Annotated in this window: 21 protein-coding genes; 7 read left to right on the plus strand and 14 right to left on the minus strand. The window is 63.4% G+C overall.

Annotated elements, in window-relative coordinates; translation table 11 throughout:
- Positions 1–102: 102 nt before the first annotated feature.
- Positions 103–1,278: a sterol desaturase family protein gene (locus LOY37_RS09520; protein ID WP_256326750.1), complete on the plus strand. Its 1,176-nt coding sequence runs from the start codon at positions 103–105 to the stop codon at positions 1,276–1,278.
- 71 nt (positions 1,279–1,349) lie between these two features.
- Complete coding sequence (locus tag LOY37_RS09525) at positions 1,350–2,096, plus strand: SDR family oxidoreductase (protein ID WP_045201367.1); 747 nt, start codon at positions 1,350–1,352, stop codon at positions 2,094–2,096.
- Here LOY37_RS09525 and LOY37_RS09530 read toward each other — a convergent pair whose 3' ends face one another.
- The 5 genes from LOY37_RS09530 to LOY37_RS09550 all read right to left on the minus strand — a co-directional run bounded on the left by LOY37_RS09530 (position 2,097) and on the right by LOY37_RS09550 (position 9,495).
- Positions 2,097–4,190 carry a PAS domain-containing sensor histidine kinase gene (locus LOY37_RS09530; RefSeq protein ID WP_258716717.1) on the minus strand — a complete coding sequence of 698 codons (2,094 nt, stop codon included), beginning with the start codon at positions 4,188–4,190 and terminating at the stop codon, positions 2,097–2,099.
- An 82-nt stretch (positions 4,191–4,272) separates the two neighbouring features.
- Positions 4,273–6,204 carry a PoNe immunity protein domain-containing protein gene (locus tag LOY37_RS09535; protein ID WP_258716718.1) on the minus strand — a complete coding sequence of 644 codons (1,932 nt, stop codon included), beginning with the start codon at positions 6,202–6,204 and terminating at the stop codon, positions 4,273–4,275.
- Between the two features lie 66 nt (positions 6,205–6,270).
- On the minus strand, positions 6,271–7,680 hold the full coding sequence (mapR, locus tag LOY37_RS09540; RefSeq protein WP_045201498.1) for a GntR family transcriptional regulator MpaR: 1,410 nt from the start codon (positions 7,678–7,680) through the stop codon (positions 6,271–6,273).
- A 41-nt stretch (positions 7,681–7,721) separates the two neighbouring features.
- The gene (gene ccoG, locus LOY37_RS09545) at positions 7,722–9,134 is read right to left on the minus strand and encodes a cytochrome c oxidase accessory protein CcoG (protein WP_195883498.1); all 1,413 of its coding nucleotides are present in this window, start codon (positions 9,132–9,134) and stop codon (positions 7,722–7,724) included.
- A gap of 121 nt (positions 9,135–9,255) precedes the next feature.
- Entirely contained in the window at positions 9,256–9,495 is a 240-nt protein-coding gene (locus LOY37_RS09550; RefSeq protein ID WP_045201370.1) for a DUF3203 family protein, read from the minus strand.
- A gap of 142 nt (positions 9,496–9,637) precedes the next feature.
- Here LOY37_RS09550 and LOY37_RS09555 point away from each other — a divergent pair, with 142 nt between their 5' ends.
- Positions 9,638–10,162 (plus strand): MgtC/SapB family protein, encoded by a 525-nt coding sequence (locus tag LOY37_RS09555; RefSeq protein ID WP_045201371.1) that lies wholly within the window; start codon positions 9,638–9,640, stop codon positions 10,160–10,162.
- Positions 10,163–10,699: 537 nt separating this feature from the next.
- Here the strand turns inward: LOY37_RS09555 and LOY37_RS09560 are convergent.
- The 3 genes from LOY37_RS09560 to LOY37_RS09570 form a co-directional block, all read right to left on the minus strand.
- Complete coding sequence (locus LOY37_RS09560; RefSeq protein ID WP_258610232.1) at positions 10,700–11,599, minus strand: hydroxymethylglutaryl-CoA lyase; 900 nt, start codon at positions 11,597–11,599, stop codon at positions 10,700–10,702.
- 19 nt (positions 11,600–11,618) lie between these two features.
- Positions 11,619–12,020: a MerR family DNA-binding transcriptional regulator gene (locus LOY37_RS09565; protein WP_010226535.1), complete on the minus strand. Its 402-nt coding sequence runs from the start codon at positions 12,018–12,020 to the stop codon at positions 11,619–11,621.
- A gap of 94 nt (positions 12,021–12,114) precedes the next feature.
- Positions 12,115–13,044, minus strand: a complete 930-nt coding sequence (locus LOY37_RS09570) for a LysR family transcriptional regulator (RefSeq protein ID WP_258716719.1) — start codon at positions 13,042–13,044, stop codon at positions 12,115–12,117.
- 137 nt (positions 13,045–13,181) lie between these two features.
- On the opposite strand from LOY37_RS09570, the gene LOY37_RS09575 reads away from it, so the two are divergent.
- Positions 13,182–14,411: an acyl-CoA dehydrogenase gene (locus LOY37_RS09575; protein ID WP_258716720.1), complete on the plus strand. Its 1,230-nt coding sequence runs from the start codon at positions 13,182–13,184 to the stop codon at positions 14,409–14,411.
- Here the strand turns inward: LOY37_RS09575 and LOY37_RS09580 are convergent.
- The 3 genes from LOY37_RS09580 to xthA form a co-directional block, all read right to left on the minus strand.
- A complete protein-coding gene (locus tag LOY37_RS09580; protein ID WP_045201375.1) occupies positions 14,405–15,427 on the minus strand; it encodes a TerC family protein in 1,023 nt (340 codons plus the stop codon). The genes LOY37_RS09575 and LOY37_RS09580 overlap by 7 nt on opposite strands.
- A 165-nt stretch (positions 15,428–15,592) precedes the next feature.
- Positions 15,593–16,909, minus strand: coding sequence for a phosphate ABC transporter substrate-binding/OmpA family protein (locus LOY37_RS09585; protein WP_258716721.1), 1,317 nt, complete (start codon positions 16,907–16,909; stop codon positions 15,593–15,595).
- Positions 16,910–17,074: 165 nt separating this feature from the next.
- A complete protein-coding gene (gene xthA / locus LOY37_RS09590) occupies positions 17,075–17,887 on the minus strand; it encodes an exodeoxyribonuclease III (protein WP_258717182.1) in 813 nt (270 codons plus the stop codon).
- Positions 17,888–18,049: 162 nt separating this feature from the next.
- On the opposite strand from xthA, the gene LOY37_RS09595 reads away from it, so the two are divergent.
- From LOY37_RS09595 to LOY37_RS09605, 3 genes are all read left to right on the plus strand, one after another.
- The gene (locus LOY37_RS09595) at positions 18,050–18,700 is read left to right on the plus strand and encodes an N-acetyltransferase (RefSeq protein WP_093384937.1); all 651 of its coding nucleotides are present in this window, start codon (positions 18,050–18,052) and stop codon (positions 18,698–18,700) included.
- A 66-nt stretch (positions 18,701–18,766) separates the two neighbouring features.
- Positions 18,767–20,509 (plus strand): autotransporter assembly complex family protein, encoded by a 1,743-nt coding sequence (locus LOY37_RS09600; RefSeq protein WP_045201379.1) that lies wholly within the window; start codon positions 18,767–18,769, stop codon positions 20,507–20,509.
- The gene (locus tag LOY37_RS09605; protein WP_258716722.1) at positions 20,506–24,180 is read left to right on the plus strand and encodes a translocation/assembly module TamB domain-containing protein; all 3,675 of its coding nucleotides are present in this window, start codon (positions 20,506–20,508) and stop codon (positions 24,178–24,180) included. The genes LOY37_RS09600 and LOY37_RS09605 overlap by 4 nt, the downstream gene beginning before the upstream one ends.
- A gap of 12 nt (positions 24,181–24,192) precedes the next feature.
- On the opposite strand, the gene LOY37_RS09610 is transcribed toward LOY37_RS09605, so the two are convergent.
- From LOY37_RS09610 to LOY37_RS09620, 3 genes are all read right to left on the minus strand, one after another.
- The gene (locus LOY37_RS09610) at positions 24,193–24,726 is read right to left on the minus strand and encodes a DUF2589 domain-containing protein (protein WP_258717183.1); all 534 of its coding nucleotides are present in this window, start codon (positions 24,724–24,726) and stop codon (positions 24,193–24,195) included.
- A 104-nt stretch (positions 24,727–24,830) separates the two neighbouring features.
- Positions 24,831–25,484 carry a DUF2589 domain-containing protein gene (locus LOY37_RS09615; protein WP_258716723.1) on the minus strand — a complete coding sequence of 218 codons (654 nt, stop codon included), beginning with the start codon at positions 25,482–25,484 and terminating at the stop codon, positions 24,831–24,833.
- Positions 25,485–25,565: 81 nt separating this feature from the next.
- Entirely contained in the window at positions 25,566–25,946 is a 381-nt protein-coding gene (locus tag LOY37_RS09620; RefSeq protein ID WP_258716724.1) for a Mor transcription activator family protein, read from the minus strand.
- Positions 25,947–26,034: the final 88 nt, after the last annotated feature.

The raw sequence follows: 26,034 nt of genomic DNA on the forward strand, positions 1-26,034 counted from the left end.
CAAACTGAGCAGCGCATTACAGATTTGTCAGCTGGCCAGGCAGGTACGCGTTCACTTGTGGCCGCAGGTCGGTATACTCCGCGCCGCACGGAGCCCACCACTATGAAGGATCAGCGATTCATGCAGGCAATCAAGGCCTATTTCAAACGCCACGGCCACGACCCGTTCAAGCTCGGCCAGGGGCGTATCAGCGGTTACCTCTCGGCCGCCCTGGGGCTGCTCAGCCTGCTGGCGGTGCTGTGCTTCCTGTTTCCGCAGTGGCTGACCTTTGCCGAGTTTCGCAAGGTCTACAGCGTGCACTTTGCCCGTACCGCGCTGCTGATCGGGCTGATCCTGGCCTTCGCCCTGGGCACCCTGAACATTCTCCTCAACAAGCGCAAGCGCCTGGGCTTTACCGGCATCAGTGCGGCAGGCCTGGCGATGTTTCTCGGCGGCACCAACATCCAGACCGAAACCATCGGCCAGACCCCATACTCGCTGGGCCTGGACTGGTTTGTGCTCGCTCTGCTGGTATCGGCGGTGATCTTCATCCCGCTGGAAAAACTCTACGCCAAGGACCCGCAGCAAAACATCCTGCGCCCGCACTGGCGCACCGACCTCAGCTACTTCTTCGTCAGCCATATGCTGGTGCAGTTCATCCTCATCTTTGTCACCGCCTCGTCCAGCTGGCTGGCCGGCTGGGTGCTGTCCGATACCTTGCAGGCCAAGGTGCAAAGCCTGCCGATCGTGGTGCAGTTCTTGCTCGCGGTGTTCGTCGCCGACCTCGGCCAGTACTGGCTGCACCGCTTGTATCACGTGGTGCCGTGGATGTGGCGCTTTCATGCCGTGCATCATTCGAGCACGCACATGGACTGGCTGGCCGGTTCGCGCATTCATTTCTGCGAGATCCTTCTGACCCGCACCGGGGTGTTGGCGCCGCTGATCCTGCTGGGCTTTTCGCCCCAGGCGATGAACGCCTACGTGATCCTGGTCGGTGTGCAGGCGGTGCTGGCCCATGCCAACGTGCGTATCGACGGCGGCTGGCTCAACTACCTGCTGGTGCTGCCGCGCTATCACCACTGGCATCATGCCCGGCACAAGGATTACATCTACAAGAACTACGCGATCCATACGCCGCTGGTGGACATGCTGTTCGGCACCTTCAAGCTGCCGCCCAAGGAATGGCCGGCGCGATACGGCGTGTTCGGCAAGGACCTGCCTGAAGGTATCGTGCGCCAGCACCTGTACCCGCTGCGCAAGGCCGAACCCAAGGCACCGGTACCGCCACCGGCTGCCTGAAGCGGCTTTGTGCCCGGCCCCTGACTGCGTTAGCCTTGAGGGGTCAACGCCATTGGGGGCAAGGAGTATCCATGGACAAGGTTATCGTGATCACCGGCGCCAGCCGCGGCATTGGCGCTGCCACCGCACGCCTGGCCGCGCGCGCCGGTTACCGTATCTGCATCAATTACCTGCGTGACGACGAAGCCGCCCAGCGGGTGCTGGCCGAGGTCCGTGAACTGGGCGCCGAGGCCATTGCGGTGAAGGCCGACGTCAGTGTCGAGGACGAGATCGTCCAGCTGTTCCAGCGCGTCGATGCCGAGCTGGGCCCGGTCACTGCGCTGGTCAACAACGCCGGCACCATCGGCCACCAGAGCCGGGTCGAAGAGGTGTCGGAGTTTCGCCTGCTCAAGCTGATGAAGACCAACGTGGTCGGGCCGATGCTGTGCGCCAAGCACGCGCTGCAGCGCATGTCGACCCGCCATGGCGGGCAGGGCGGCAGCATCGTCAACGTCTCGTCGGTGGCCGCGCGGCTGGGCTCGCCTAACGAATACGTCGACTATGCCGCCTCCAAGGGCGCGCTGGATACCTTCACCGTCGGCCTGGCCAAGGAAGTGGCCGGCGAAGGGGTGCGGGTCAATGCCGTACGCCCGGGCTACATCTTCACCGACTTCCACGCCCTCAGCGGCGACCCGCAGCGGGTCAGCAAGCTTGCGCCGGGCATCCCCATGGGCCGCGGCGGGCAGGCCGAGGAAGTCGCCGAGGCGATCCTCTGGCTGCTGTCAGACCAGGCCTCGTATTCCACCGGCAGCTTTCTGGACCTGGGCGGCGGGCGCTGATCAGCCGATCATTTCCTCGATACGCTGGGCCAGGGTGTCGAGGCTGAACGGCTTGGTCAGCACCCGGGTAGTGGGCTCGAACACGCCGCTGCCGAGCACCGCCTGCTCGGCGTAGCCGGTGATGAACAGCACCTTCAATCCGGGCCGCAATTGGCGGGCGGCGGCCACCAGTTGCTGGCCGTTCATGCCGCCGGGCAGGCCGACATCGCTGATCAACAGGTCGACGCTCGCACCATTTTGCAGTGCCGCCAGGGCGCTGTGGCCGTCGGCGAATTCTATTCTGGCGCAGCCCAGTTCCTCGAGCACTTCGCCGACCAGCATGCGAATGGTTGCTTCGTCATCGACCAGCATCACCGTCATGTCGCGCAGTTCACGTTGCGGGCGGGCCGTTGGTTTCGCTTCGCTAAGCGGCAGGCTGGCGCTGTCCAGGCGCGGCAGGTACAGGTGCACGCTGGTGCCCTGGCCAGGTTCCGAATACACCCGCACCTGGCCACCGGACTGACGGACGAAACCATAGACCATCGACAGCCCCAGGCCCGTCCCCTGGCCCACCGGCTTGGTGGTGAAGAACGGATCGAAGGCGCGCGCCAGCACCTGCGGTGACATGCCGCTGCCGTTATCGCTGACGCTTAAGGCCAGGTAGCCACCGGGCTTGAGGTCCAGGTGCGCGGCGACTTGCTCATCGGCTGGCAGATGACGGGTTTCGATGCTGATCCTGCCCCCGCCCGGCATGGCGTCGCGGGCGTTGATGCACAGGTTGAGCAGGGCGTTTTCCAGTTGCGAGGCGTCGATGTTGGCTCGGCAGGATGCGCTGGAGGTAAACACCTCGATGTCGATGTGCGGGCCGACGCTGCGGCGGATCAGCTCAAGCATGCCGCCGACCAGGCGATTGACGTCGATGGTGCGCGGTTCCAGGGTCTGGCGCCGGGAAAAGGCCAGCAGCCGGTGAACCAGGGATGCGGCGCGGTTGCACACATCCTGGGCGGTGCGCAGGTAGGGGGCGATCTGTTCATGGCGCCCGCGCCCGAGCAGGTTGCGCGACAGCTCTAGCGAGCCGCTGATGCCGGTCAGCAGGTTGTTGAAGTCATGGGCGATGCCGCCGGTGAGCTGGCCGACCGCTTCCATTTTCTGCGCCTGGCGCAGGGCTTCTTCAGTCTTGCGCAGGCGTTTTTGCTCGCCGATCCGCTCGCTGATGTCGTAGGCGAACAGGTAAGCGCCGATCAGTTGCCCGTTGCTGTCATGCAGCGGGCTGAACCGCAGTTCGTAGTGGCGATGCTGCTCGCCCTCGCCAAACTCGGCAACCTCGACGAATGCCTCACCCTTGAGTGCCCGATTCCATAGTTGCAGGCCCCGGGCGCAGTCTTCGCCACGGCTGGCCATGAGCGTCGGCAGGCTGTCGCCGACGCTGGGTACTTGCTCGAAAATTCGCTGGAATTCGTCACGCGCGGCGCGGTTGATAGCCAGCCAGCGCATGTGCAGATCGACCACCTGGATTTGCGCCAGGGTCGCCTCGACCACATCGGTGAGAATCTTGCGCTCTGCCAGCGCCTGGGCCACCCGCTGTTCAAGCGCCTGGTTGAGGCGCTTGAGTTCGGATTCGGCACGTTTGCGCGCGGTGACATCCTGGAACAGTACGGCGACCTGCTTGCGGCTGGCCGGCTCCAGGCGAAAGGCGCAGATGTCCAGGTGGCGGCCGGTGGCTACCAGCTCCTGCTCGAAGCGGATCGGCGTGCCGCTGCGCAGCACCACACCGTAGCGGGCAAGCCAGCCATTCGCCTCATCGGGGACCAGTTGGCGCAGAGTTTGCCCGACCACATTGTCGATACCGGCATGCTTGGCGTAGGCAGCGTTGGCTTCGACATGAACGTAGTCGCTGAGCGGGCCGTGGGGGCCGTCGAAGAATTCGATGATGCAAAAGCCTTCGTCCATGGCCTCGAACAGAAAGCGATAACGCTGCTGGGTATCGGCCAGGGCCTGCTGGTCAGGTGCAGGCCCGGCGCGGCTGCGCTCGGCGAGCTGGGCTGTGAGCAGGTTGTTCTGCTGCTGCAACTGTTCAAGTTGCTGGCGCAGGGACTGCAGTTCGCTCGACGGCATGCGCGTGTTCCGGCCTGGGGATAGTGGCAAATGTAGCGTCCCGCGCAGCACTCAACAACTGCGCGGCCCCAGGTCAAGCGCTTCAGTGGCCGTGATAGCGCGCGCTGGCCCATTCCCACCAGAGGGCGTTGAGTTCGCAGTAGGGGGCAATGCGCCCGGTGGTTTCGGCGTACAGGTCGTCGCGGTCGAGTTTCGCCGGGATGAAGCCCAGGCTGCGCAGGTCGCGGTCGATCAGCGCCGCGCTGCTGGCCAGGGCCTTGATCGGCTGGCGCGGGTAGGGGCGCGGGTCTTCACCGTAATACACCTTGGCCGGGCCGAAAGGTACGCCCTCCAGGCGAGTATGGCCGAGGTTGTTCAAAAAGCCTTCGGCAATGCTGCCGTCGGCGAAGATCACCTTGTAGGCCGCGCCGGGTACACCGCCGAGCTTGCCGTCGTCCAGGCTCAGCTCCAGCCAGTTGCTGGTGGCTTGCGGGTTGATCTGCTCGCGGCTGAGTTTGCCGCCATCACTGGCCGCTGGGTGGGTATTGAGCGTTCCGTGCTCACGCAGGTTGTCGACGCGCCGCGACTGCGGTTTGCTGGTTTGCGCCGGCACGCGGGTGCTGCTGCCCGAGGCTTGGGCCGAGCTGTTGCGCTGCACGGCAAGCCAGGGCATCAGGCGTTCGTCGATGCGTTCGATCAGGTCGTCAAGGTGTTCGCCAGCCTGTTCCAGGTCGCTCAGCACCAGGGCCTGGCGCTGCGCGTCGAGGGCCAGGAAGGTCGCACTGGCGCTGACGGCAGCGATGATTTGCGCAAGCTCGCTGCGTAGCAACTCGGCGTCCAGGCTCTCTTCGAGCAGGGCATCCGGGCTGGTCTTCAGTTTGCAGTTGAGCAGTACGTGGCGCAGCAGGTCATAAAGCTGCTCGGCATGCTTTTGCGGGTCGCGATTGACCAGACGCAATACCCGTTTGAGCCCGTGGCCAGGGCCTGGGACCCAGCCAAGCAAGGCCAGGGCGAGGTCGAAGAAGGCCTCGTCTTCTTCCTGCTGGTCGGCCGCCAGGTCCAGGGCCAGGATCGCTTCGACGGTGTCGTAGGCACTCAGGGCCTGGGCCAGGTGCGGGATGCTGCCGGCATCGATGGCGTCGGACAAGGTGACGCCGGCGGCCTTGATGTCGTAGGCGAAGTCTTCGTCGCTGTCGTCTTCGTCGATCAGCTCTTCTTCGTCCTCCTCCTGTTCGTCTTCAGCGCCGCCCAGGCACTCCCAGCGGATGCCCTGGTAGGCGGGCAGGCTGCGCGCGTGCGCGAGCAGCTCATGGGGGAAGATCACGTGCAGCAGTTCGCGGGTATCGATGCCGTAGAGCAGGGCCACTGCTGCGGCCTCGAATGACCAGTAGCCGACGTAGCCGCTGATATCGTCGCCATGGGTGTCGTACCAGCTGGCGTGCTCAAAGTGCTCGTACCACTGCTCGCAGTAGCCCTGCAGGCGGCTGGCCGCTTGCTCGGGGCTGCTGGCATAGATGGTTTGCACCAACGGCGTGGCGTAGTCCTGGTACCACGCATCGACGTCGTAGCGGTCGGGCAGGACCCGGCTCAGCAGGTCTTCATAGAGGGTGTCTTCTTCGGCATAGCCGCCGTTGTCCATCAGCGTGACGAAGCGTTCGAGCAGGTCCTGGCGACCGAGCAGAATGCACAGGCTGATGACCTGCATGCATTCGTGGTGCTCTTCGCTATCGCCCAGATTCAGCGGAGCGACGTTGGCTTGCTCGGTGTACACGGCCATCTTGCGTTGCAGTTGCTCGTACTCGGCGACCAGCGCTTCGAGCAAGGCGGGCAGGGCGTCGATGTCAACGCCGGCGGTATAGCTGATCAGCAGTTTGTCCAGCGCCAGGCCCTTGAGGCTCTTGCCGCTGAACACTGCCTCTTGCTCGTCGGAGTCGGCTTGCAGGCGATTGTCGCGCAGGAATGCACGGCTCTCTTCGTCGTGTTCGAGGAAGCGCTCGTAACGCTGCGGCGTAAGAAAGTGCTGTCGCTTGTGCATGCCATCCATCCCTGGGAAATTCGAGCGCGCAGGGTGCCGCAAGCGCGCTCGAAGTACAACCGCCGATCAGAACGAGCGGACGATCTTGCCCAGGGTTTCCATGGCCTTTTCCGACTGCTCGGTCCAGGGGCTGCCGTAGTTGAGGCGGATGCAGTTGCGAAAGCGCCGGGTCGGCGAAAAGATCGGCCCGGGGGCGATGCTGATGCCTTGCGCCAACGCCATCTGGAACAGCTTGAGCGAGTCCATCTGTTCAGGCAGCTCCAGCCACAGGAAGTAGCCACCGGCCGGATGGCTGACCCGGGTCTGCGCCGGGAAATAGCGGGCAATGGCCGCGAGCATCGCCGCCTGTTGCTCTTCCAGGGCATAGCGCAGCCGGCGCAGGTGCCGGTCGTAGCCGCCGTGCTGTAGGTAGTCGGCAATCGCCGCCTGGGCCGGCATCGAGGCGCACAGCGAGGTCATCAGTTTCAGCCGTTCGATCTTCTGCGCGTAACGCCCGGCCGCCACCCAGCCGATGCGGTAGCCGGGGGCCAGGCTCTTGGCGAACGAGCCGCAGTGCATCACCAGGCCGTCGGTGTCGAAGGCCTTGGCCGGTTTCGGCGCTTGCTGGGCGTAATACAGCTCGGCATAGACGTCGTCCTCGATCAGCGGCACTTGATGTTCGCGCAAGAGCTCCACAAGCTGCTGCTTCTTCTCTTCCGGCATGCTCGCGCCGACCGGGTTCTGGAAGTTGGTCATGCACCACACGGCCTTGACCGGGTGCTTGGCCAGGGTTTGCGCCAGCACCCCGAGGTCGATGCCTTCGCGCGGGTGCACGGGGATTTCCACCGCCTTGAGCTTGAGCCGCTCGAGGATCTGCAGGCAGGCATAGAACGCCGGCGCCTCGATGGCCACCAGGTCGCCGGGCTCGGTCACCGCCTGCAGGCACAGGTTCAGGGCCTCCAGCGCGCCGTTGGTGATCAGCAGCTCCTCCATGGGCAGCATCAGGCCGCCGACCATGTAGCGCAGGGCAATTTGCCGGCGTAGCTGCGGGTTGCCCGGCGACAGGTCGGTGACCACCATGCGCGGGTCCATCTCGCGGCTGGCGCTGGCCATGGAGCGGGCCAGGCGCGGCAGCGGGAACAGATGAGGGCTGGGAAAAGCCGAGCCGAAGGCCACGGTTTGCGGGTCCTTGATCGAGTCGAGGATCGAGAACACCAGCTCGCTGACATCCACCTCGGTGGACTCGCTGGCTTGCTCGATGATCTGCGGCTCGCTGAACTGGCGCGGCGCGTGGGCGTTGACGAAGTACCCCGAGCGCGGCCGGGCGCGGATCAGCCCGCGGCGCTCCAGCAGGTAGTAGGCCTGGAACACCGTGGACGGGCTGACGCCGTGGGTCTGGCTGGCATAACGCACCGACGGCACGCGCTGGCCGGGGCCGAGGACCCCGGAGCGGATCAGTTCGGCAATGTCGTCGGCGAATTTCTCGTAGCGTTTCATCATGGCTCGAAAGGTTTCGGATGCTCGGGCAGTGTATGGGATCAGCGGTTCAAAGGCGCAACAAAACGGCTGTGGGCGACGCTGCGCACACCGGGTTCGTCCGTATCGATCAGTTCGAAGCTGATCTCCTGGGAGCTGCTTTGCGGGCGATCGGCCAACATCGCCACCGACACCGGCAAGTCGCTCATTTCCCCGGCCGCCAGGCTGAATTCGGTCCTGCCGTGCAGTTCGAAGCCTTCGGCATCGAGCAGGCGCAGGCGGTAGTGCTGGGATTGCTGGGTCTTGTTGATGACCTTGAGGGTGTAGATGTTCTCGATCTGCCCGGCGTTGTTCTCACGGAACAGGCCACGGTCCTTGATCACGTCCATCGACACCATCGGCCGCTGCTGCAGGGCGATCACCAGGGCGCCGATCATCACCACCAGGGCGGTGACGTAGCCGAGCAGGCGCGGGCGCAGCCAGTTAGTGGTGCCGCCTTGCAGGGTGTGTTCGGACTTGTAGCCGACCAGGCCGCGGGCGTAGCCCATTTTGTCCATGATCGAGTCACAGGCGTCGATACAGGCGGCGCAGCCGATGCACTCCATCTGCAGGCCGTCGCGGATGTCGATGCCGGTCGGGCACACCTGCACGCACATATGGCAGTCGATGCAGTCGCCCAGGCCCTTGGCCTTGTGGTCGACTTCCTTCTTGCGCGGGCCGCGGGATTCACCACGGGCCGGGTCGTAGGCGACGGTCAGGGTGTCCTTGTCGAACATCACGCTCTGGAACCGGGCGTACGGGCACATGTGCATGCACACCGCTTCACGCAGCCAGCCGGCGTTGATGTAGGTGGCGCCGGTGAAGAACAGAATCCAGAACAGACTGACACCGCCCAGTTGCAGGGTGAACAGTTCTTCGGCCAGCGGCCGGATCGGCGTGAAGTAGCCGACGAAGGTCAGCCCGGTCAGCAGGCTGATGGCCAGCCACAGGGTGTGCTTGGCCGAACGCCGGGCCAGTTTGTTCAGGCTCCAGGGCGCGGCATCGAGCTTGATGCGCTGGTTGCGCTCACCTTCGGTGACCTTCTCGCACCACATGAAAATCCAGGTCCAGGAACTTTGCGGGCAGGTGTAACCGCACCAGACCCGGCCGGCGAGCACGGTGATGGCAAACAGGCCGAAGGCGCAGATGATCAACAACGCCGAGAGCAGGATGAAGTCCTGCGGCCAGAAGGTGGCGCCGAAGATATGGAACTTGCTGTCGGCCAGGTCCCAAAGCACGGCCTGACGACCGCCCCAGTTCAGCCAGACGGTGCCAAAGAACAGCAAAAACAGAAAACCCGCGCCAGCCAGGCGCAGGTTACGAAACAAGCCGGTGAAACTACGGGTGTGGATCTGTCGGTCACTGCTGGCAGGCTTCTTCTTGAAGGTGGAAGGCTCAGCAATTTCAACGATCTGGACGGGGATTCTATCGCTCATGGTTCGTCGCTCATCAGGCCTCGATCAGGCCAGAGCACTATGGCGCCCCATCTGTTTGCATAACAGGCTCAGGTATCTGGATAAAAACCGTATCAGATTTACCCTGGAAACTCCGCAGGCCTCAGATTATCGAGCCTTGCTCGGTCTCCTTGAGGTGCCTGCGACCATCCACCGCACCCGCTACAGTGAGGGCATCGGCTTCCTGTTCGGTGATTGGCACGCGCTTGCCTTCGAGCTCGGCAACCGACATGCGCAAGGCCTCGTCGGTGACGATTCGCACCTGCGTGGCCTCGCCCTGGATGTGCATGTCATCGCTGATCAGGGTGCAGCGCTGGTTAGTGGTGTCGATTTCAATAGGCATGGCTGTGTCCTCTTTACTCGGGTCCTATGTGTGGGACCGCACGGGTGCAGGGGATGCTGGCAGCAACCGATCAGCGGTCGGCAGCGCACTTGCCGCCAGTGGCGTTGTCCATCGATTAATCCCTACTGCATGGACACAGCCCATGGACGCCTGGTGGCATCAAGTCTGGATCACCCTGGTGGCGGAATTTGCCGACATCACCGATGCCAAGCAGCTTACCCAGGTGACCGTGCGCCTGGTCATGGCGGCGCTGCTGGGCGCCATTCTCGGTTTTGAGCGCGAACTCAAGGGCAAGGCCGCCGGGGTGCGCACCCATATGCTGGTGGCCCTCGGCGCGGCGCTGTTCGTGCTGGTGCCGCGCATGGCCGGGGCCGACGATGCAGCGCTGAGCCGGGTGGTGCAGGGCATCGTCGCCGGTATCGGCTTTTTGGGTGCCGGCACCATTCTCAAGGGCCACGACCAGGATGCCGGGCACGTCAAGGGCCTGACCACGGCTGCGGGCTTGTGGATGACCGCGGCGATCGGTGTGGCGGCGGGCATGGGCCGGGAGGCCACGGCGGTGGTCAGCACGGTGCTGGCGTTGCTGGTATTGGGGGTGATGCCGCTGGTGGTCAATCGCTTCGAGAAGGACGACGAGGACGAAAACGAGGAGGGCAGGAAGCACTGAGGGGAGCCTAGGCTCCCCTCAAAGATTGTTGCGTGCTCTTTTTTTGTTATTGGAGGGCGGCCTGTTGTTGTTTTTGGCGACCGTTGCCTCTGTATCTTTGGCGATCCCCATCCGGGATCAAGAGCAAACGTATTTTTTTGAGCGCTGATCTACCTTCATCATTGCTGATCCAACCGTGACCTGCGCTACCTTGGGGTAGTTTTATTGTTCTGTGTCCGGTTGCGGGGCAAGCCCCTGGAAAGCACATCCTCTCCAAAAAAATCTGTTAGCTGCGCCTCTGTCGTGTTGTTCTTGTTATGTCAGAGTCGTTTCGTCTTATTTTTATTGGGTGTGTCGCACTTTTTATTGTTCTTGTACCTGAGATATAGCAGGTGCCGTGCCAACTTTTTAAAACCCAATAAAATCAATGGCTTGAAGGTTTAGCGGAAAAATCTCCTCGGGAAATTCTGTCGATTTGTTTCCGTGTTACCCGGAATTTCCCTGAAAAGTGCGGGGGCGGTAACACCCGCACGCAGATCAGCCTGTTACCGCTTGTGATTACTGTGCCTGACGGGCGCGAGCCACCCGCGAGCCGCTGGCGCGGCCCAGCACTTCACTGATACGCAAGCCCGCGGCAATCAAGCGCTGCAGGTCGATACCGGTGTCGATACCGAGGCCCTGGAGCATGTACAGCACGTCTTCGCTGGCAACGTTACCGCTGGCGCCCTTGGCATAGGGGCAGCCGCCGAGGCCCGCAACAGAGCTGTCGAACACACTGATGCCTTCAAGCAGGCTGGCATAGACGTTGGCCAGGGCCTGGCCGTAGGTGTCATGAAAGTGTCCGGCCAGTTGCGCCCGTGGCACCTGGGCGCCGACCACTTCGAACAGGCGCCGGGTTGCCCCGGGGGTGCCGGTGCCGATGGTGTCGCCCAGCGACACTTCATAGCAGCCCATGTCGAACAGCTCGCGGGCCACCGGGGCCACCTGCTCGGCGCTGACCGTGCCTTCATAGGGGCAACCCAGCACGCACGAGACATAACCGCGCACCCGCACCCCGTGCTGACGCGCCGCTTCGATGATCGGCACGAAGCGCTGCAGGCTGTCGCTGATCGAGCAGTTGATGTTGCGCTGGGAGAACGCCTCGGAGGCGGCGGCAAAGACGGCCACTTCCTTGACCCCGGCCGCCAGGGCATCTTCGAAACCGCGCAGGTTCGGCGCCAGCGCGGCGTAGGTCACCCCGTTGCGCTGCTGGATATTGGCAAACACCTCGGCGGAGCCGGCCATCTGCGGTACCCACTTGGGGGAAACGAAGCTGCCCACTTCTATATAAGAAAGGCCTGCCGCACTCAGGTCATCGACCAGGCGAACCTTGTCGGCCACGCTGATGGGCTGGGCTTCGTTTTGCAGGCCGTCGCGCGGGCCGACTTCGACCAGGCGGACTTTTTCAGGCAATGACATGGGCAGGGTTCCTCAGGGCTCAATGGCTGTTTTTCTGGTTGTTCAAGGTCGCGGCCAGGGCTTGCTCGCAGCGCTCTTCGGCAGTGTCCAGCTCCAGTTGCATCTGCTGGATGTCAAGCAGTTGCTGTTCAAGCTGGGCGCGGCGTTCGGCGATCTTCGCCAGCATGCTGTGCAATTGCTTGAGGTTGCCGCTGGACGGGTCATACAGCTCGATCAGCTCACGGCACTCGGCCAGGGAAAAACCAATGCGCTTGCCGCGCAGGATCAGCTTCAGGCTGACCTTGTCGCGAGCCGAATAGACCCGCTCCAGGCCGCGACGCTCCGGGCTGAGCAGGCCCTGTTCTTCATAGAAGCGAATGGCCCGGGTGGTGATGTCCAGCTCGCGGGACAGGTCGGAGATGCTGTAGGTCTGGCTGCTCATTGCTTGGCTCGGGAAAAGGGCATGGAGCTAAGCTAATTGCAGGTTGACGTATACGTCAAGCAAGGATTGCTGGGGCCTGCCCCGCCATAGCTCCCTACACCTTAGCCATGGCCGCCCGCTCATCCTGCGCCACCACGCCCTGACACAGCTCGATGATCTGTTCGCGCATCCAGCGGTTGGCCGGGTCCTGGTCGGTGCTTTCGTGCCAGTACAGGTGGGTTTCCAGCGGCGGCACGTCCACCGGCAGGCTGACATGGTTGAGCTGGTGGCGGCGGGCGAAGCGCTCCGGCACGGTCATGACCATGTCGGTCTGCTGCAGTACTTGCGAGGCCATCAGGTAATGCTGGGAGCGCAGGGCGATCTTGCGCTGCACGCCCATCTTGCCCAGGGCCAGGTCGACATAGCCCAGGCCGTTGCGGCGGCTGGAGATATGGATGTGGGTCATGCCCAAGTAGTCGTCGAGGCTGAGCTTGTCCTTGAACAGCGGGTGGCCCTGGCGCATGGCGCACACATAGCGGTCTTGCATCAGCTTGACGTGGCGCACTTGCGGGTCGGTGTTGAGCGGCGCATCGACGGCAAAGTCCAGGCGCCCGGCGGCCAGTTCCTTGGTGGTTTCCCGGCGCTTGCACAAGAAGCTTTCGATCACCACCGCCGGCGCCAGGCGTCGCAGGCGCTGGAACAGCAGCGGCAGGATCACCGCCTCGGTGAGGTCGGTCATGCTGATACGAAAGGTCTTGCTGGCCTGCAGCGGGTTGAAGATGCGGCTCTCTTGCACCGACACGCGCAGCAGCGACAGGGCATTGCGCACCGGGCCGATGATGTTCTGCGCCATGGGCGTGGGCACCATGCCCTGGGCGGTGCGCACGAACAGCGGGTCGTTGAAGGTTTCGCGCAGGCGCGCCAGGGCGTTGGACACCGCCGGCTGGGTAATGCCGACGATCTGCCCGGCCCGGGTCAGGTTGGCTTCGGTGTAGATGGCATCGAAGACGATGAACAGATTCAGGTCGACCTTGCTCAGGTTCATGGGCGCTGCTCTTGTTGGTGTTATCCGTGGATCATATATCGGTTATGAATGTTTATACACGCCGAGAATAGACTAGGTGGATTTTACCGGCTGATCTAGGATCGATAACAGATCCCTTTCCACTGAAGGTACTGCCCATGGATTTCGCCTATTCACCCAAGGTCCAGGCGCTGCGTGAACGTGTCACGGCGTTCATGGATGCCTATGTCTATCCCGCCGAAGCGGTGTTCGAGCGCCAGGTTGCCGAAGGCGATCGCTGGCAGCCGACCGCGATCATGGAAGCGCTCAAGGCCAAGGCCAAGGCCGAGGGTTTGTGGAACCTGTTTTTGCCGGAGTCGGAGCTGGGCGCGGGCCTGACCAACCTCGAATATGCCCCCCTGGCCGAGATCATGGGCCGCTCGTTGCTCGGCCCCGAGCCGTTCAACTGCTCGGCGCCGGACACCGGCAACATGGAAGTGCTGGTGCGCTACGCCAACGAAGAGCAGAAGCGCCAGTGGCTCGAACCGCTGCTGCGCGGCGACATCCGCTCGGCATTCGCCATGACCGAGCCGGACGTGGCCTCGTCCGACGCCACCAACATGGCCGCCCGCGCCGTGCGTGACGGTGACGGGTGGGTGATCAACGGCCGCAAGTGGTGGACCTCCGGCGCCTGCGACCCGCGCTGCAAGATCATGATCTTCATGGGCCTGAGCAACCCGGAAGGCCCGCGGCACCAGCAGCACTCGATGATCCTCGTGCCTACCGATACCCCCGGGGTAAAGATCGTCCGGCCGCTGCCGGTGTTCGGCTACGACGACGCGCCCCATGGCCACGCCGAAGTGCTGTTCGAGAACGTGCGCGTGCCTTACGAGAACGTGCTGCTCGGCGAGGGCCGCGGTTTCGAGATCGCCCAGGGGCGCCTGGGCCCGGGGCGCATCCACCACTGCATGCGTTCGATCGGCATGGCCGAGCGGGCCCTTGAGCTGATGTGCAAGCGCTCGGTGGAACGTACCGCCTTCGGCCGGCCTCTGGCGCGCCTGGGAGGCAACGTTGACAAGATTGCCGATTCGCGGATGGAAATCGACATGGCCCGGCTGCTGACCCTCAAGGCTGCCTACATGATGGACACCGTCGGTAACAAGGTCGCCCGCAGCGAAATCGCCCAGATCAAGGTGGTGGCGCCGAACGTGGCGCTGAAGGTTATCGACCGGGCGATCCAGATCCACGGCGGCGCCGGTGTCTCGGGCGACTTCCCGCTGGCCTACATGTACGCCATGCAGCGCACCCTGCGCCTGGCCGACGGCCCGGACGAAGTGCACCGCGCGGCGATCGGCAAGTACGAGATCGGCAAGTACGTGCCCAAGGAAATGCTCCGTAGCAGTCATTGATGCTTGCCGTGCAAGTCCGCCTCCTTGTCGGCGGCGGGCTTGCCCTGTGCACGGGTCGAGAACAGCGAAACCAGCACGCCACCGCTGAGCAGGGCAATGGTCACCGCCAGTGACAGCATCGGCGGCACTGCACCAATCAGGCCGTGGTAGAAGATCTTGCCGCCAATGAACACCAGCACCAGCGCCAGCGCGTACTTGAGGTAGATGAAGCGGTGCATCAGCGCCGCCAGGGCAAAGTACAGCGCCCTTAACCCGAGAATCGCGAAGATGTTCGAGGTGTAGACAATGAACGGGTCCTGGGTGATGGCAAAGATCGCCGGCACGCTGTCGACGGCGAACACCAGGTCGGCCAGCTCGATCAGCACCAGGGCCAGGAACAACGGCGTGGCATAGCGCAGTGCCTTGCTCTGCCCGGGCGGGGTGATGTGCACGAAAAAGCGCGGGCCGTGGATCTCGTCGGTTACCCGCATATGACGCCGGACGAACTTCAGCACCGGGTTGTTGGCCAGGTCCGGGTGGGAATCTTCGCTGGAGAACAGCATCTTTACCCCGGTGAACAGCAAGAAGGCGCCGAACACGTAGAGGATCCACTCGAACTCCTGCACCAGCGCACTGCCCAGGCCGATCATGATCGCCCGCAGCACCACCACGCCGAGAATCCCCCAGAACAGCACCCGGTGCTGATAGCGGCGAGGGATGGCGAAGAAGCTGAAGATCATCGCCATGACGAACACGTTGTCCATCGACAACGACTGCTCGATGAGAAAGCCGGTGTAGAACTCCAGGGCCTTCTGCGCGCCCAGCTCGAACCACACCCACACGCCGAACAGCACCCCGACGCTGAAATAGCCGCCATACAGCAGCAGGCTCTCGCGCATTTCGATTTCGTGCAGCTTGCGGTGCAGCACGCCCAGGTCCAGTACCAGCAGGGTCAGGACGATGCCGAGAAAGGCCAGCCAGAACCACAGGCTGGTGCCGAGGAAGTCGTTGTCGAGAAATACCTGTAGAGCTGCCATGAGCCCCTCCTTAATGTCGACGTTGCTGAGCAACAGTGACTCCGACATGGCGGCTTGGCAGCCGTCAGAGGGGCCCGGCGTCACTAGGGACAAGCCTAGACCCGGAGAACCAGGGCGCCCAATCGAGGCTGTAACAATTGATTGCCCCGCCTGGCAGGCAGTGGCTCAGTAGACCCACACCTCGACCCGCCGATTGCGGATCCGCCCTTGTTCGGCGGTGTTCGCCGCCACTGGCAGTTCGTCACCCAGGCCGATTATTTCGCGCAACTCGACACCACTACGAGCCAGTTCCCGGCGCACTGCCATGGCCCGCAGCCGCGAGAGCAGGGCGGCGCGCTGCGGGTCATCCTTGGCATCACCAAAGCCCACCAGCACCACCCTGTTACTCAGCTTGTGCTGCGCCTGCAGGTACTGGACTACCCGCTGCACGTCGCGCAGGGCCTTGTTGTCGAGGCTGGCGTTACCCTCCTGGAAGCGGAAGTTGACCGACAGGCGCCGGGCATCATTGGCAAGGCCCAGGTAGCGGCGCGGCATGTCGGTACGGGGCTGAACCTTGATGCTCTGCACCTGCTGGCCGACGAAGCCGCTGCCGGTGACGATGGCCTGGCCCTGGGGGCTTTGGGCGAACTCGACCAAGGCGCGGGCCAGGGGGTTGGCCTGGTCGGGGGGCAAGTAAAAGAACAACCGGCGCGACAGCGGATAGTCTTCGCTGGCCACCAGCGCCGCTGTCGGCAGCATGGCCTGGGACTCACCGTCGGCAATCGCCACGACCTTGGCGCCGTGCACCGTGGCCAGGCTGCTGAAGCCGATGGCCTGGCGATCGCCGAGCACCTGGCTGGCCAGTTGCTCCGCCGATTCGAAACGTTTGGTGCGGTCGGCCAGGGCTTGCCGTGCCGGGTCGAGGACCAGCGCTTTGAAGGTCTCGAAGGTGCCGGAGCGGTCATCGCGGGCGTACAGGTTGATCGGGCCGCTGCCGATGCCCAGTTGCTCCCAGCGGTCGATCTGCCCGCAGAAGATCTGCGCCAGCTGGGTGGTGGTCAATTGCGGCAGCGGGTTGTCGGGGTGGACGATCACCGCGACGCCGTCCAGGGCAATGATCTGCTCGGCGGCGGCACTATTAAGGTCGCCCAGCGCTTGCAGCTCGTTCAGTTCGGCTGGCTTGATCGGACGTGAGGAAGCCGCCAGCTCCGCTTGGCCGGATTTGAGTGCAGTGAAGCCAGTACTGGAACCGTGGGCGGCGACGTCGATGCGCAAGGCCTGGCCGTTGCTGTCCAGGGCACGGACCTGAAGCTCGTTGGCGGCGTCGCTGCTGACGATGCTGATGGCGCTGGCGCCTTGCTGCGCGAGCAAACCTGAGACCAGCGCCGGTGCCAGCGCGGCGCCGATGGTGTTGGAACCCTGAATACGCAATTGCGCCTGCGGGTCAGCGGCGCCAATCAGCGGGAGCAGGCAAAGCACAAGCAGGGAGAGGTGGCGCAACATGCCGTCTGGCACTCATGGGCAAAGGGTGTGCCGGGAGATTAAGACAGCCATGTGACCGGGGGATGACAGGCTGTGGCAGGAGCGGGCTTGCCCCGCGATAGCATGCTGTCTGCCAGATCGCATCGCGGGGCAAGCCCGCTCCTACAAAGCCTGTGGGAGCGTTTATCAGTTCAATTCAAGCCAGATCGGCGCATGGTCCGAAGGCTTTTCCATGCCGCGCAAGTCATAGTCGACGCCGGCGTCCTTGATCCGCGGCAGCAGCGCCTGGGAGGCCATGATCAGGTCGATGCGCAGGCCGCGCTTGGGCTCGTCTTCAAAGCCGCGGCTGCGGTAGTCGAACCAGCTGAAACGGTCGGCGACTTCCGGGTGCAGGTGGCGGAAGCTGTCGACCAGGCCCCAGTTTTTCAGGCGCGCCATCCACTCGCGCTCTTCCGGCAGGAAGCTGCATTTACCGGTCTTCAGCCAGCGCTTGGCGTTGTCGGCGCCGATGCCGATGTCGCAGTCTTCTGGCGAAATGTTTACATCACCCATTACCAGCAACGGCTGGTCGTTCTGGAACCGGGTTTCCAGCAGTGCCTGCAGATCGCTGTAGAAACGCTGCTTGGCCGGGAACTTGGTCGGGTGGTCGCGGCTTTCGCCCTGGGGGAAGTAGCCGTTCATGATGGTGATCGGCGTGCCATCGGCATCGGCAAAGGTGCCCCAGATGAAGCGCCGTTGGGCGTCTTCTTCATCGCTGCTGAAGCCCTTGTGCAGGCTCAGTGGCGCCTGGCGCGAGAGCAGGGCGACGCCGTAGTGGCCCTTCTGGCCATGAAAGTGCACGTGATAACCCAGGGCCTGGACGTCGGCGAGCGGGAACTGCTCGTCGCTGACCTTGGTTTCCTGCAGGCCGATGACGTCGGGCTGGTGCTTTTCGATCAACGCCGCCAACTGGTGGGGCCGGGCGCGCAGGCCATTGATGTTGAACGAGACGATCTTCATGGGCAGCACAATCCTGGTAAAACCCAGGATGCTAGCCGACATCGGCGGCGCCGGCCAGCGTGGCGAGCCACTCGATAGGTTGCTAACCTGTGCCACGAGGTGAACGTTGGCACCGCGAACACCTCAAAGGCAATGAATGCCCATTTCCGGAGGTTTGCCAGCATGCCCGAATCGACTGCCGCACCGGCTGAAGTCCGTCTGCTCGATGGCGGCTACAGCCGCGAGGCGCGCTCCCTGCTGTATCACGCCTATCGCCACGAACCGACCTTTGCCTTTCTGTTCGAGGCCCGGCGTCCGGGGTTCGACCAGCGCATACGCGCCACGGTGCGCGAGTTGGTCAACCAGCATTTTCTCCAGGACCTGCCCGCCATCGGCCTGCTGGTCGAAGACCGGCTGGTCGGCATTGCCCTGATCGCCCCGCCGCAGCGACGCCTGGGCATCACCGAAAGCTGGGCCTGGCGCATGCGCATGGTGCTCAGCACCGGCTTTCGCTGCACCCGCCGTTATTTGGACTACCAGGCCGCACTGATGGCCTGTCTGCCCAGTGATGCGGTGCATGTGTTGCCACTGTTGGGGATCCATCCGCAGTTTCAGGGCAAGCACTACGGCGAACAATTGTTACAGGCTGTGCACGATTGGTGTGCCGTGGATGAGCATTCCGAGGGGGTGGTGCTGGACACCGGCAACGAGCACTACCTGGCGTTCTATCATCGACAGGGCTATCAGGAAATTGGCGAGATCGCTGTAGGACCGGTCCACGAACACGTGTTCTTTCACCCCAATCCGCAGTCTTCGCAACAGGCTTCGGCCTGAATTGCGCAACGGCGAGGAAAACCTCGGGCTCCATGCTGCCGCCAAGCTCTGGTAGCATCCGCGCCTATGACGTATTCAGGACGATTCACCTGCGGTTTGATTCTATGGGTTGCCAGCATCGGCGCGTATGCGCAAAGCGAGCTGGTGGTCCGGGTCAAACCTGCCAATAACGAACTCAAGGCCAATGTCGAAGGCTATATCGGCAGCCTTGGTAAACGCGATGAAGAGGCGCTGCTGCGCTTCAGCCGCGGCGCAGTCGAGCAGGCGCGCAAGGCCTCCCAGGCCTTGGGCTATTACCAGGCGCAGATCGACAGCGAGGTCAAGCCAGCGGCCAAGGCCGACAAGGGCCCGCAACTGGTATTGAGCATCGATCCCGGCGAGCCGGTGCACTTGCGTGATGTGACCATCCGTATCGACGGCCCGGCCAGCGAGCTCAAGGCCTTTCGCATTCCCGACAGCAAGGCGCTGCGCTCAGGCGCGGTGCTCAACCATGGCCATTACGAAGACGCCAAGCGCCTGATCCAGAACCAGGCCTCGCGCTATGGCTTTTTCAGCGGCCATTTCGTTCGCCAGCGCCTGGCGGTCGATCCCCAGGCCGGTGTCGCCGACATCGAGCTGATCTACGCCAGCGGCCCGCGCTACCGCCTGGGCAAGGTCAGCTTCGCCGGCGATACACCGCTCGATGAAGACCTGCTGCAACGCATGGTGCCGTTCAAGGCCGACACCCCCTACGATTCCGAGCTGATCGCCGAGCTCAACAACGCCCTGCAATCGAGCGGCTACTTCGAAGGCGTACGGGTCGATGCCGCGCCCACTGCCGCGGTCGAGCAGAGCATCCCGGTGGCTGTCCAACTCGACACCCGCAAGCCACGGACCATGGGCCTGGGCCTGGGTTTTTCGACCGACGTCGGGCCGCGCGGCAAGGCCAACTGGACCCGCCACTGGGTCAACCCGCAAGGCCATAGTTATGGCTGGGAGACCGAGCTGTCGGCGCCGCGGCAGAACGTCGGCCTGTGGTACGACATTCCGCTCGACCCGCCGCTGACCGACAAACTGCGTTTTGCCGGCGGCTACCAGAATGAAGAAATCGCCGGCACCGACACCGTGAGCAAGCTGCTCACGGTCGGCCCGGAATGGCACAGCAAACTGCCCAGCGGCTGGCAGCGGGTCATTTCGCTCAAGTACCAGCGCGAAGAGTACAAACTCGGTGACGACTCGGGCCTGAGCAACCTGCTGATGCCCGGCATCAGCTATTCCTACCTGCGCAGTGACAACCGTATCGACCCGCATAACGGGTACCGCTTGCAGTTCGATGTACAGGCAGCCAAGGAGGGGCTGGTGTCCGACACCAACCTGCTGCACGCCAATGTGTTGCTAAAGGGCCTGACCACCCTCGGCCAGAACCATCGCTTCCTCGGCCGTGTGCAGTTCGGCGGTAGCGCCACCAACAGCTACAAGAATTCCGTTCCGCCGTCGCTGCGCTTCTTCGCAGGTGGTGACCAGAGCGTGCGGGGCTACGATTATCAGACCCTGTCGCCTAAGAACTCCGATGGCGATCGCATCGGCGGCCGTTACCTGGTGGCCGCCAGCGCCGAGTACCAGTATTCGGTTGCCGAGAAATGGCGGGTGGCGACCTTCGTCGACCAGGGCAACTCATTCAACAATCTGGAGCTTCCCAGCCTCAAGACCGGTGTCGGTATCGGTGTGCGCTGGGTGTCTCCGGTCGGGCCGCTGCGTCTGGATCTGGCCCGCGCGCTGGACGACGACGGCGGTTTGCGTTTGCACTTCTCCATGGGGCCGGAACTGTGAGTCGGGTTATCAAATTCATCGTTCTTGGCCTGCTGGCCTTGCTGCTGTTGCTGGTGCTGGGTGTCGGCCTGGTGCTCGGTACTCAGGCCGGCAGCCGCTGGGCACTGGGGCTGGTGCCGGGGCTGCAACTGGATAACTTTCAGGGCCGCCTGGCCGGGCAGTGGCAGGCCGAGCGCTTGCTGTGGGAACAAGGCGGCGATCGCGTCGAGCTGGTCGCGCCGGCATTGGCCTGGTCGCCGGCCTGCCTGCTGCGCATGACCCTGTGCATCGAGCAGCTGCAAGCCGATCAGGTCAACCTGGCCTTCGCCCCTGGCGAGCCGAAGCCCGACAGCGGGCCGTTGCAACTGCCGCAACTCAAGCTGCCGCTGGCCATTGAGCTTGGCAGTGTGCGCATCGGCCAGCTACGCCTGGATGGCAACGAACAGCTCAGCCAGTTGCAACTGGCCGCGCACTGGACCACCGGCGGGCTGCAGATCGACAGCCTGCAACTGCAGCGCGATGATCTGAAGCTGAACCTGCAGGGCCTGCTCAAGCCCGAAGCCGATTGGCCGTTGCAGGCCCAGGGGCAACTGCAGTTGCCCAGTGTCGACGGGCAACCCTGGCAACTGGCGTTGCAGGTCGACGGCGACCTGCAGAAAACCCTCAAGCTCACGGCTGACAGCAGCGGTTATCTGCAAGCGCGCCTGAGCGGCGAGCTGCAGGCACTGGCGCAGAATCTGCCAGCGCAACTGCAGATCAGCAGCGAGGCGTTCAAACCTTCGGCCGCGTTGCCCGACACCTTGCAACTGAACCAGTTGCAACTGAGCGCCAAGGGCAACCTGCAAAACGGCTATCAACTGCTCGGTTCAGCCAGCCTGCCTGCCGAACAGGGCCCGGTGGCGCTCAAGCTGCAAGGCCGGGTTGATGCCAAGGGTGCAGAAGTCAGCGCCCTGGACCTCAGTGCCAGCGCCGAGCAGGCGCTCAAGCTCAAGGCCAAGGCCGACTGGCAGCAAGGCCTGAGCGCAGACGCCAGCATCGACTGGCTGGATTTTCCCTGGCTGCGCCTGTATCCCATGGACCCGGCACCGGAAGTTTCCTTGCGCCGCTTCACCGGCCAGGTGCAATACCGCGATGGCAACTACCAGGGCGAATTCAACGGCGACCTGGACGGCCCGGCAGGCACCTTCAGCCTCAGTAGCCCGTTCAAGGGCGACCTCAAGCAAGTCAGCCTGGCGCAGCTTCAGTTGAGCGCGGGCCAAGGCAAGGCCACCGGTAGTGTCGGCGTGCAGTTTGCCGATGGCGTGGCCTGGGATGCCGCGCTGGAGCTGTCGGCGCTGAACCCGGCGTACTGGCTGGCCGAGTTGCCCGGCACCCTGGCTGGCCCCTTGCGCAGCAAGGGCGAGATGAAAAACGGCGAGTTGCGTCTGGATGCCGAGCTTGACCTCAAGGGTCGACTGCGTGGCCAGCCCGCTGTGCTCAAAGCGCTGGCGCAAGGGGCAGGGCAGCAATGGACCCTGGGCACCCTGGACATCCGCCTGGGCGACAACCACATCAATGGCAGCGGCAGCCTGCAACAGCGTCTGGCCGGTCAGATCGATATCAACCTGCCACGCCTGGGCCAGCTCTGGCCGCAGCTGCAAGGCCAGGTCAAGGGCCGCCTGGAGGTTGCCGGTACCTTGCAGGCCCCCCAAGGCAGCTTCGTTCTGCAGGGCCAGCAACTGGCCCAGGCTGACAATCGCGTGCAGCGCCTGAGCCTGGATGCACGTCTGGACAACGCCCAACGTGCACTCATCGACCTTGAGGCCGGCAGTATTCGCCTGGGCGATACCAGCCTGGGGATGCTCACGGCCAAGGGCAGCGGTGATGTTCGTCAGCAAAAGCTGCAACTGGCCCTGGACGGGCCGCAGCTCAAGCTTGACCTGGGCCTGGATGGGCAACTGGACAAGGGCAACTGGCGCGGGCGCCTGGCAAGCGGCGAAATCCAGGCCGGTGGCCAGGACTGGCGCCTGCAGGCTCCGGCAAAACTGCAGCGCCTGGCCAGCGGCCAGGTGGATTTCGGCGCCCATTGCTGGCGTTCCGGCCAGGCCAGCCTGTGCGGCGAAGACCAGCGCCTGGCGCCCGAGCCACGCCTGCGCTATCACCTCAAGCAGTTCCCGCTGCAGAGCCTGGCGCAGTGGTTGCCCAAGGATTTTGCCTGGCAGGGTCTGCTCAATGCCGACATCAACCTCGAAGTGCCGGCCAGCGGGCCCAAGGGCACCATCCTCATCGATGCCAGCGGCGGCACCTTGCGCGTGCGTGAAAAGGACCAATGGCTGGACTTCCCCTACCAGACCCTGCGCCTGCAAAGCACCCTGGGCCCGCGGCGCATCGATACCCGCCTGGACTTTCACGGTGACAAGCTCGGCGAGCTGGCGGTCAATACCCGGCTTGACCCGTTGGCAAAGAACAAACCGTTGAGCGGTGACTTCCGCCTCAGCGGCCTGGACCTGGCCATCGGCCGTCCGTTTGCGCCGATGGTCGAGCGTTTGAATGGCCAGCTCAATGGCAGCGGGCGCCTGTCTGGCACTTTGCTGGCGCCTCAGGTCAATGGCAGCCTGAACCTTGTACATGGCGAAATCAGCGGTGCCGAGCTGCCGATCAGCCTTCAGGACCTGCAACTGCAAGCGTTGATCGCCGGCGAACAGGTCCAGCTCAACGGCAGCTGGAAAAGCGGCGAAAGCGGCCAGGGCAGCCTGAACGGGCAGATCGGCTGGGGCCAGGCCCTGGCTGTAAACCTGGCGCTGCAGGGTCAGCGCCTGCCGGTCAACGTCGAACCCTATGCGGCCCTCGAAGTGGCCCCGGACCTGAAAATCAGCCTGATTGACGACAAGCTTGCGGTGACTGGCAAGGTGCTGGTGCCCAAGGGCAAGATCACCGTGCGTGAACTGCCGCCGTCGACGGTCAAGGTCTCCGATGACACGGTGATCCTCGGTCACCAGACCGAGGAGGGCAAAGCGCCGATGGCCATGGCCATGGATATCGACGTGCAGGTGGGCCAGGACAAGCTCTCGTTCAGTGGCTTTGGCCTTACCGCCAACCTGCTCGGACACGTGCATATCGGCGACAACCTCGATACCCGCGGCGAACTGAGCCTGGCCGATGGTCGCTACCGTGCCTATGGCCAGCGCCTGACCATCCGCCGTGCGCGCTTGCTGTTTGCCGGCCCTATCGATCAGCCGTACCTGGACATCGAGGCAATTCGCAAGACCGATGACGTGATTGCCGGCATCCGCTTGAGCGGCAGCGCCGAGCAGCCCACCACCCAGGTGTTTTCGGAGCCGGCCATGAGCCAGGAGCAGGCCTTGTCCTACCTGGTGCTCGGCCGGCCGCTGGGCACTACCGGCGAAGATAACAACATGCTCGCCGAAGCGGCGCTCGGCCTGGGCCTGGCGGGCAGTGCCGGGATCACCGGCAGCCTGGCCTCGAGCCTGGGCATCGATGACTTCCAGCTCGACACCCAGGGCAGCGGCAACAACACGGCGGTGGTCGCCAGCGGTAACCTGACCGAGCGCTTGAGCCTGCGTTACGGGGTGGGTGTGTTCGAGCCGGCCAACACCATCGCCTTGCGCTACAAGCTCAGTAAGAAGGTTTACCTGGAGGCGGCCAGTGGCCTGGCCAGCTCTCTGGATATCTTCTACAAACGTGATTTCTAGAGGCGCCAATGCTCAGCGCACGGTCGCCGCTGCGATGAACTCGTTGCTGTCGACCGTGGGTTGGGCCGGCGTGGACACCCGCTGCGGAGTGATCAGGCTGGTGTACTCCTCGATCAGCCGGTTCAACGCTTCCGGTGGCTCACAGGCCTGGAACTGCATGCGGATCTGTACTTCATCGGGGTCGCGTGCGGCATCGCCGTTGCGTTTGCCCTGGCTGCCGACCGTCACATAGAAGCGTTCGCGCTGCAGGTTTTCACTGGCATCGGTGGTCTCGGTGTTTTGAATCCGTACCGACAGGTCGACCTGCATGCGCTCCAGTGCCAGCCCGCGCGGCGACACCAGCGCGATCAGCGGGATCTGCATGGTGTGCTGGTCATCCATTGCCACTTCGACCATCTTGGCTTTCATCGGCGCGCCCAGCGCCTCGGCGTCGTAGTCGAAAAACTGGTCGAACAGCTTGATGTACTGCTGGGCAATCAGGTGGTTGGTGGCCGCAGCGGCTTCCTGCAGGCCGCGGGTAATATCACAGAGGTCGCTGGCGGTAATGGGGGCGTTCACTGCCGAGGTTTGGTCCAATCGTTCCCACTCCTTGTGCTCGTCAGCAGGCCTCTCGAGCATGAGAGGCCTGGGTTTTTATTTATGCTGCACGATCAGATAGCTGTTTCTTTGCGGCTTTCCTGTTCGTCAGGCATCGGCAGTGCCGAAACCGGCATCGCATCGAGGTTTTGCGCGGTGGCATCGGCCATGACCACAGGCTTGGTCGCAGCGTCGGTGAGAAAGTCGATGACCCGCATCAACGCCTCGGGTGGGTCCTGGCGGCGTACCTTGGTGTTGAAGGCGTAACGTGCACGGGTATCGGTTTTGCGAGTTTGAGTGGATCTGTGGCTGACCTGGCCTTTGACATTGAGCCTGAATTTGCCCCAGCCCAGCGACGCGCCGAAACTTGCCTCTTTGCCGCTCTCTTCGGTGCTTTCGGCTTGCTGGCTGATGGTCAGTTCGAATTCGATGTTGCCTTCTTCGATGACGATGTTGGGGTGAGTGACCGCTGCCAGCAGCGGGATCTGCATCTTCTTCGAGACAGTTCCCTTGTACACCCCTTGTTCATCGGTGATGGTTTCGTCGTAGTCGAATTGAATGGCGACGGCTTTGCCATTCTGGATGCACACGCCCATAAGAAAGTCGGCGTACGACTTGCTTGCCGAAATCTGTGCCTGGATCATCGCCTGCAGAGGTCCCGAGATCATCCGATCCAGTGGCAAGGCGTTCATTACCGAGCCGATCAGGCCATTGTCGATTGTTGCCATCAGAGATTTCCTTGTCTTGACTGCACATCATTGTGCGGGGTTGCCTTGAATGCCGGAGTTATCGGCTCAAGTCGATGACGTTTAGCGCGGGCAGGATTCCTGGCGACGGATATTGCCGATCTGGCGCAGGCTCAATCCGTACTTGTTGGCGAGCATGCTACGTGACAGACCGTCGGCGCTTTCCTGCTGGATTTGCTGGTTGCGCAGCTGGCGCAGAAAATGGTCAACCTTGGGGATCTCCAGGGCCATGCCGGCGAAGCGCTTGATCAGCGCATCCAGCGCCGGCGCCGGGAGAATTTCCGCCAGTGCGGTGCGTTCGCGGTGCTTGGGGATGTACTTGGGGCGCCCGCCAAAGGCGCAGGTCAGGTTGTAGGCATTCTCGATGCCCAGGCATTCGATCAGCATCTGCAGCGAGTGGGGCAGTTGTTCGATATCGATACGTTTCAGGTCGCTCAGTTCCATGGTGACTTCCTTGTAGGCGATAGTTCGGCACCTTGATGATCCGTGCCAGGCAGCTAGGGCCATTGCAGGCAGCGTCAATGCGACAAAT

This window comes from Pseudomonas sp. B21-012, assembly GCF_024749305.1.
In the GTDB taxonomy this organism is placed as follows: domain Bacteria; phylum Pseudomonadota; class Gammaproteobacteria; order Pseudomonadales; family Pseudomonadaceae; genus Aquipseudomonas.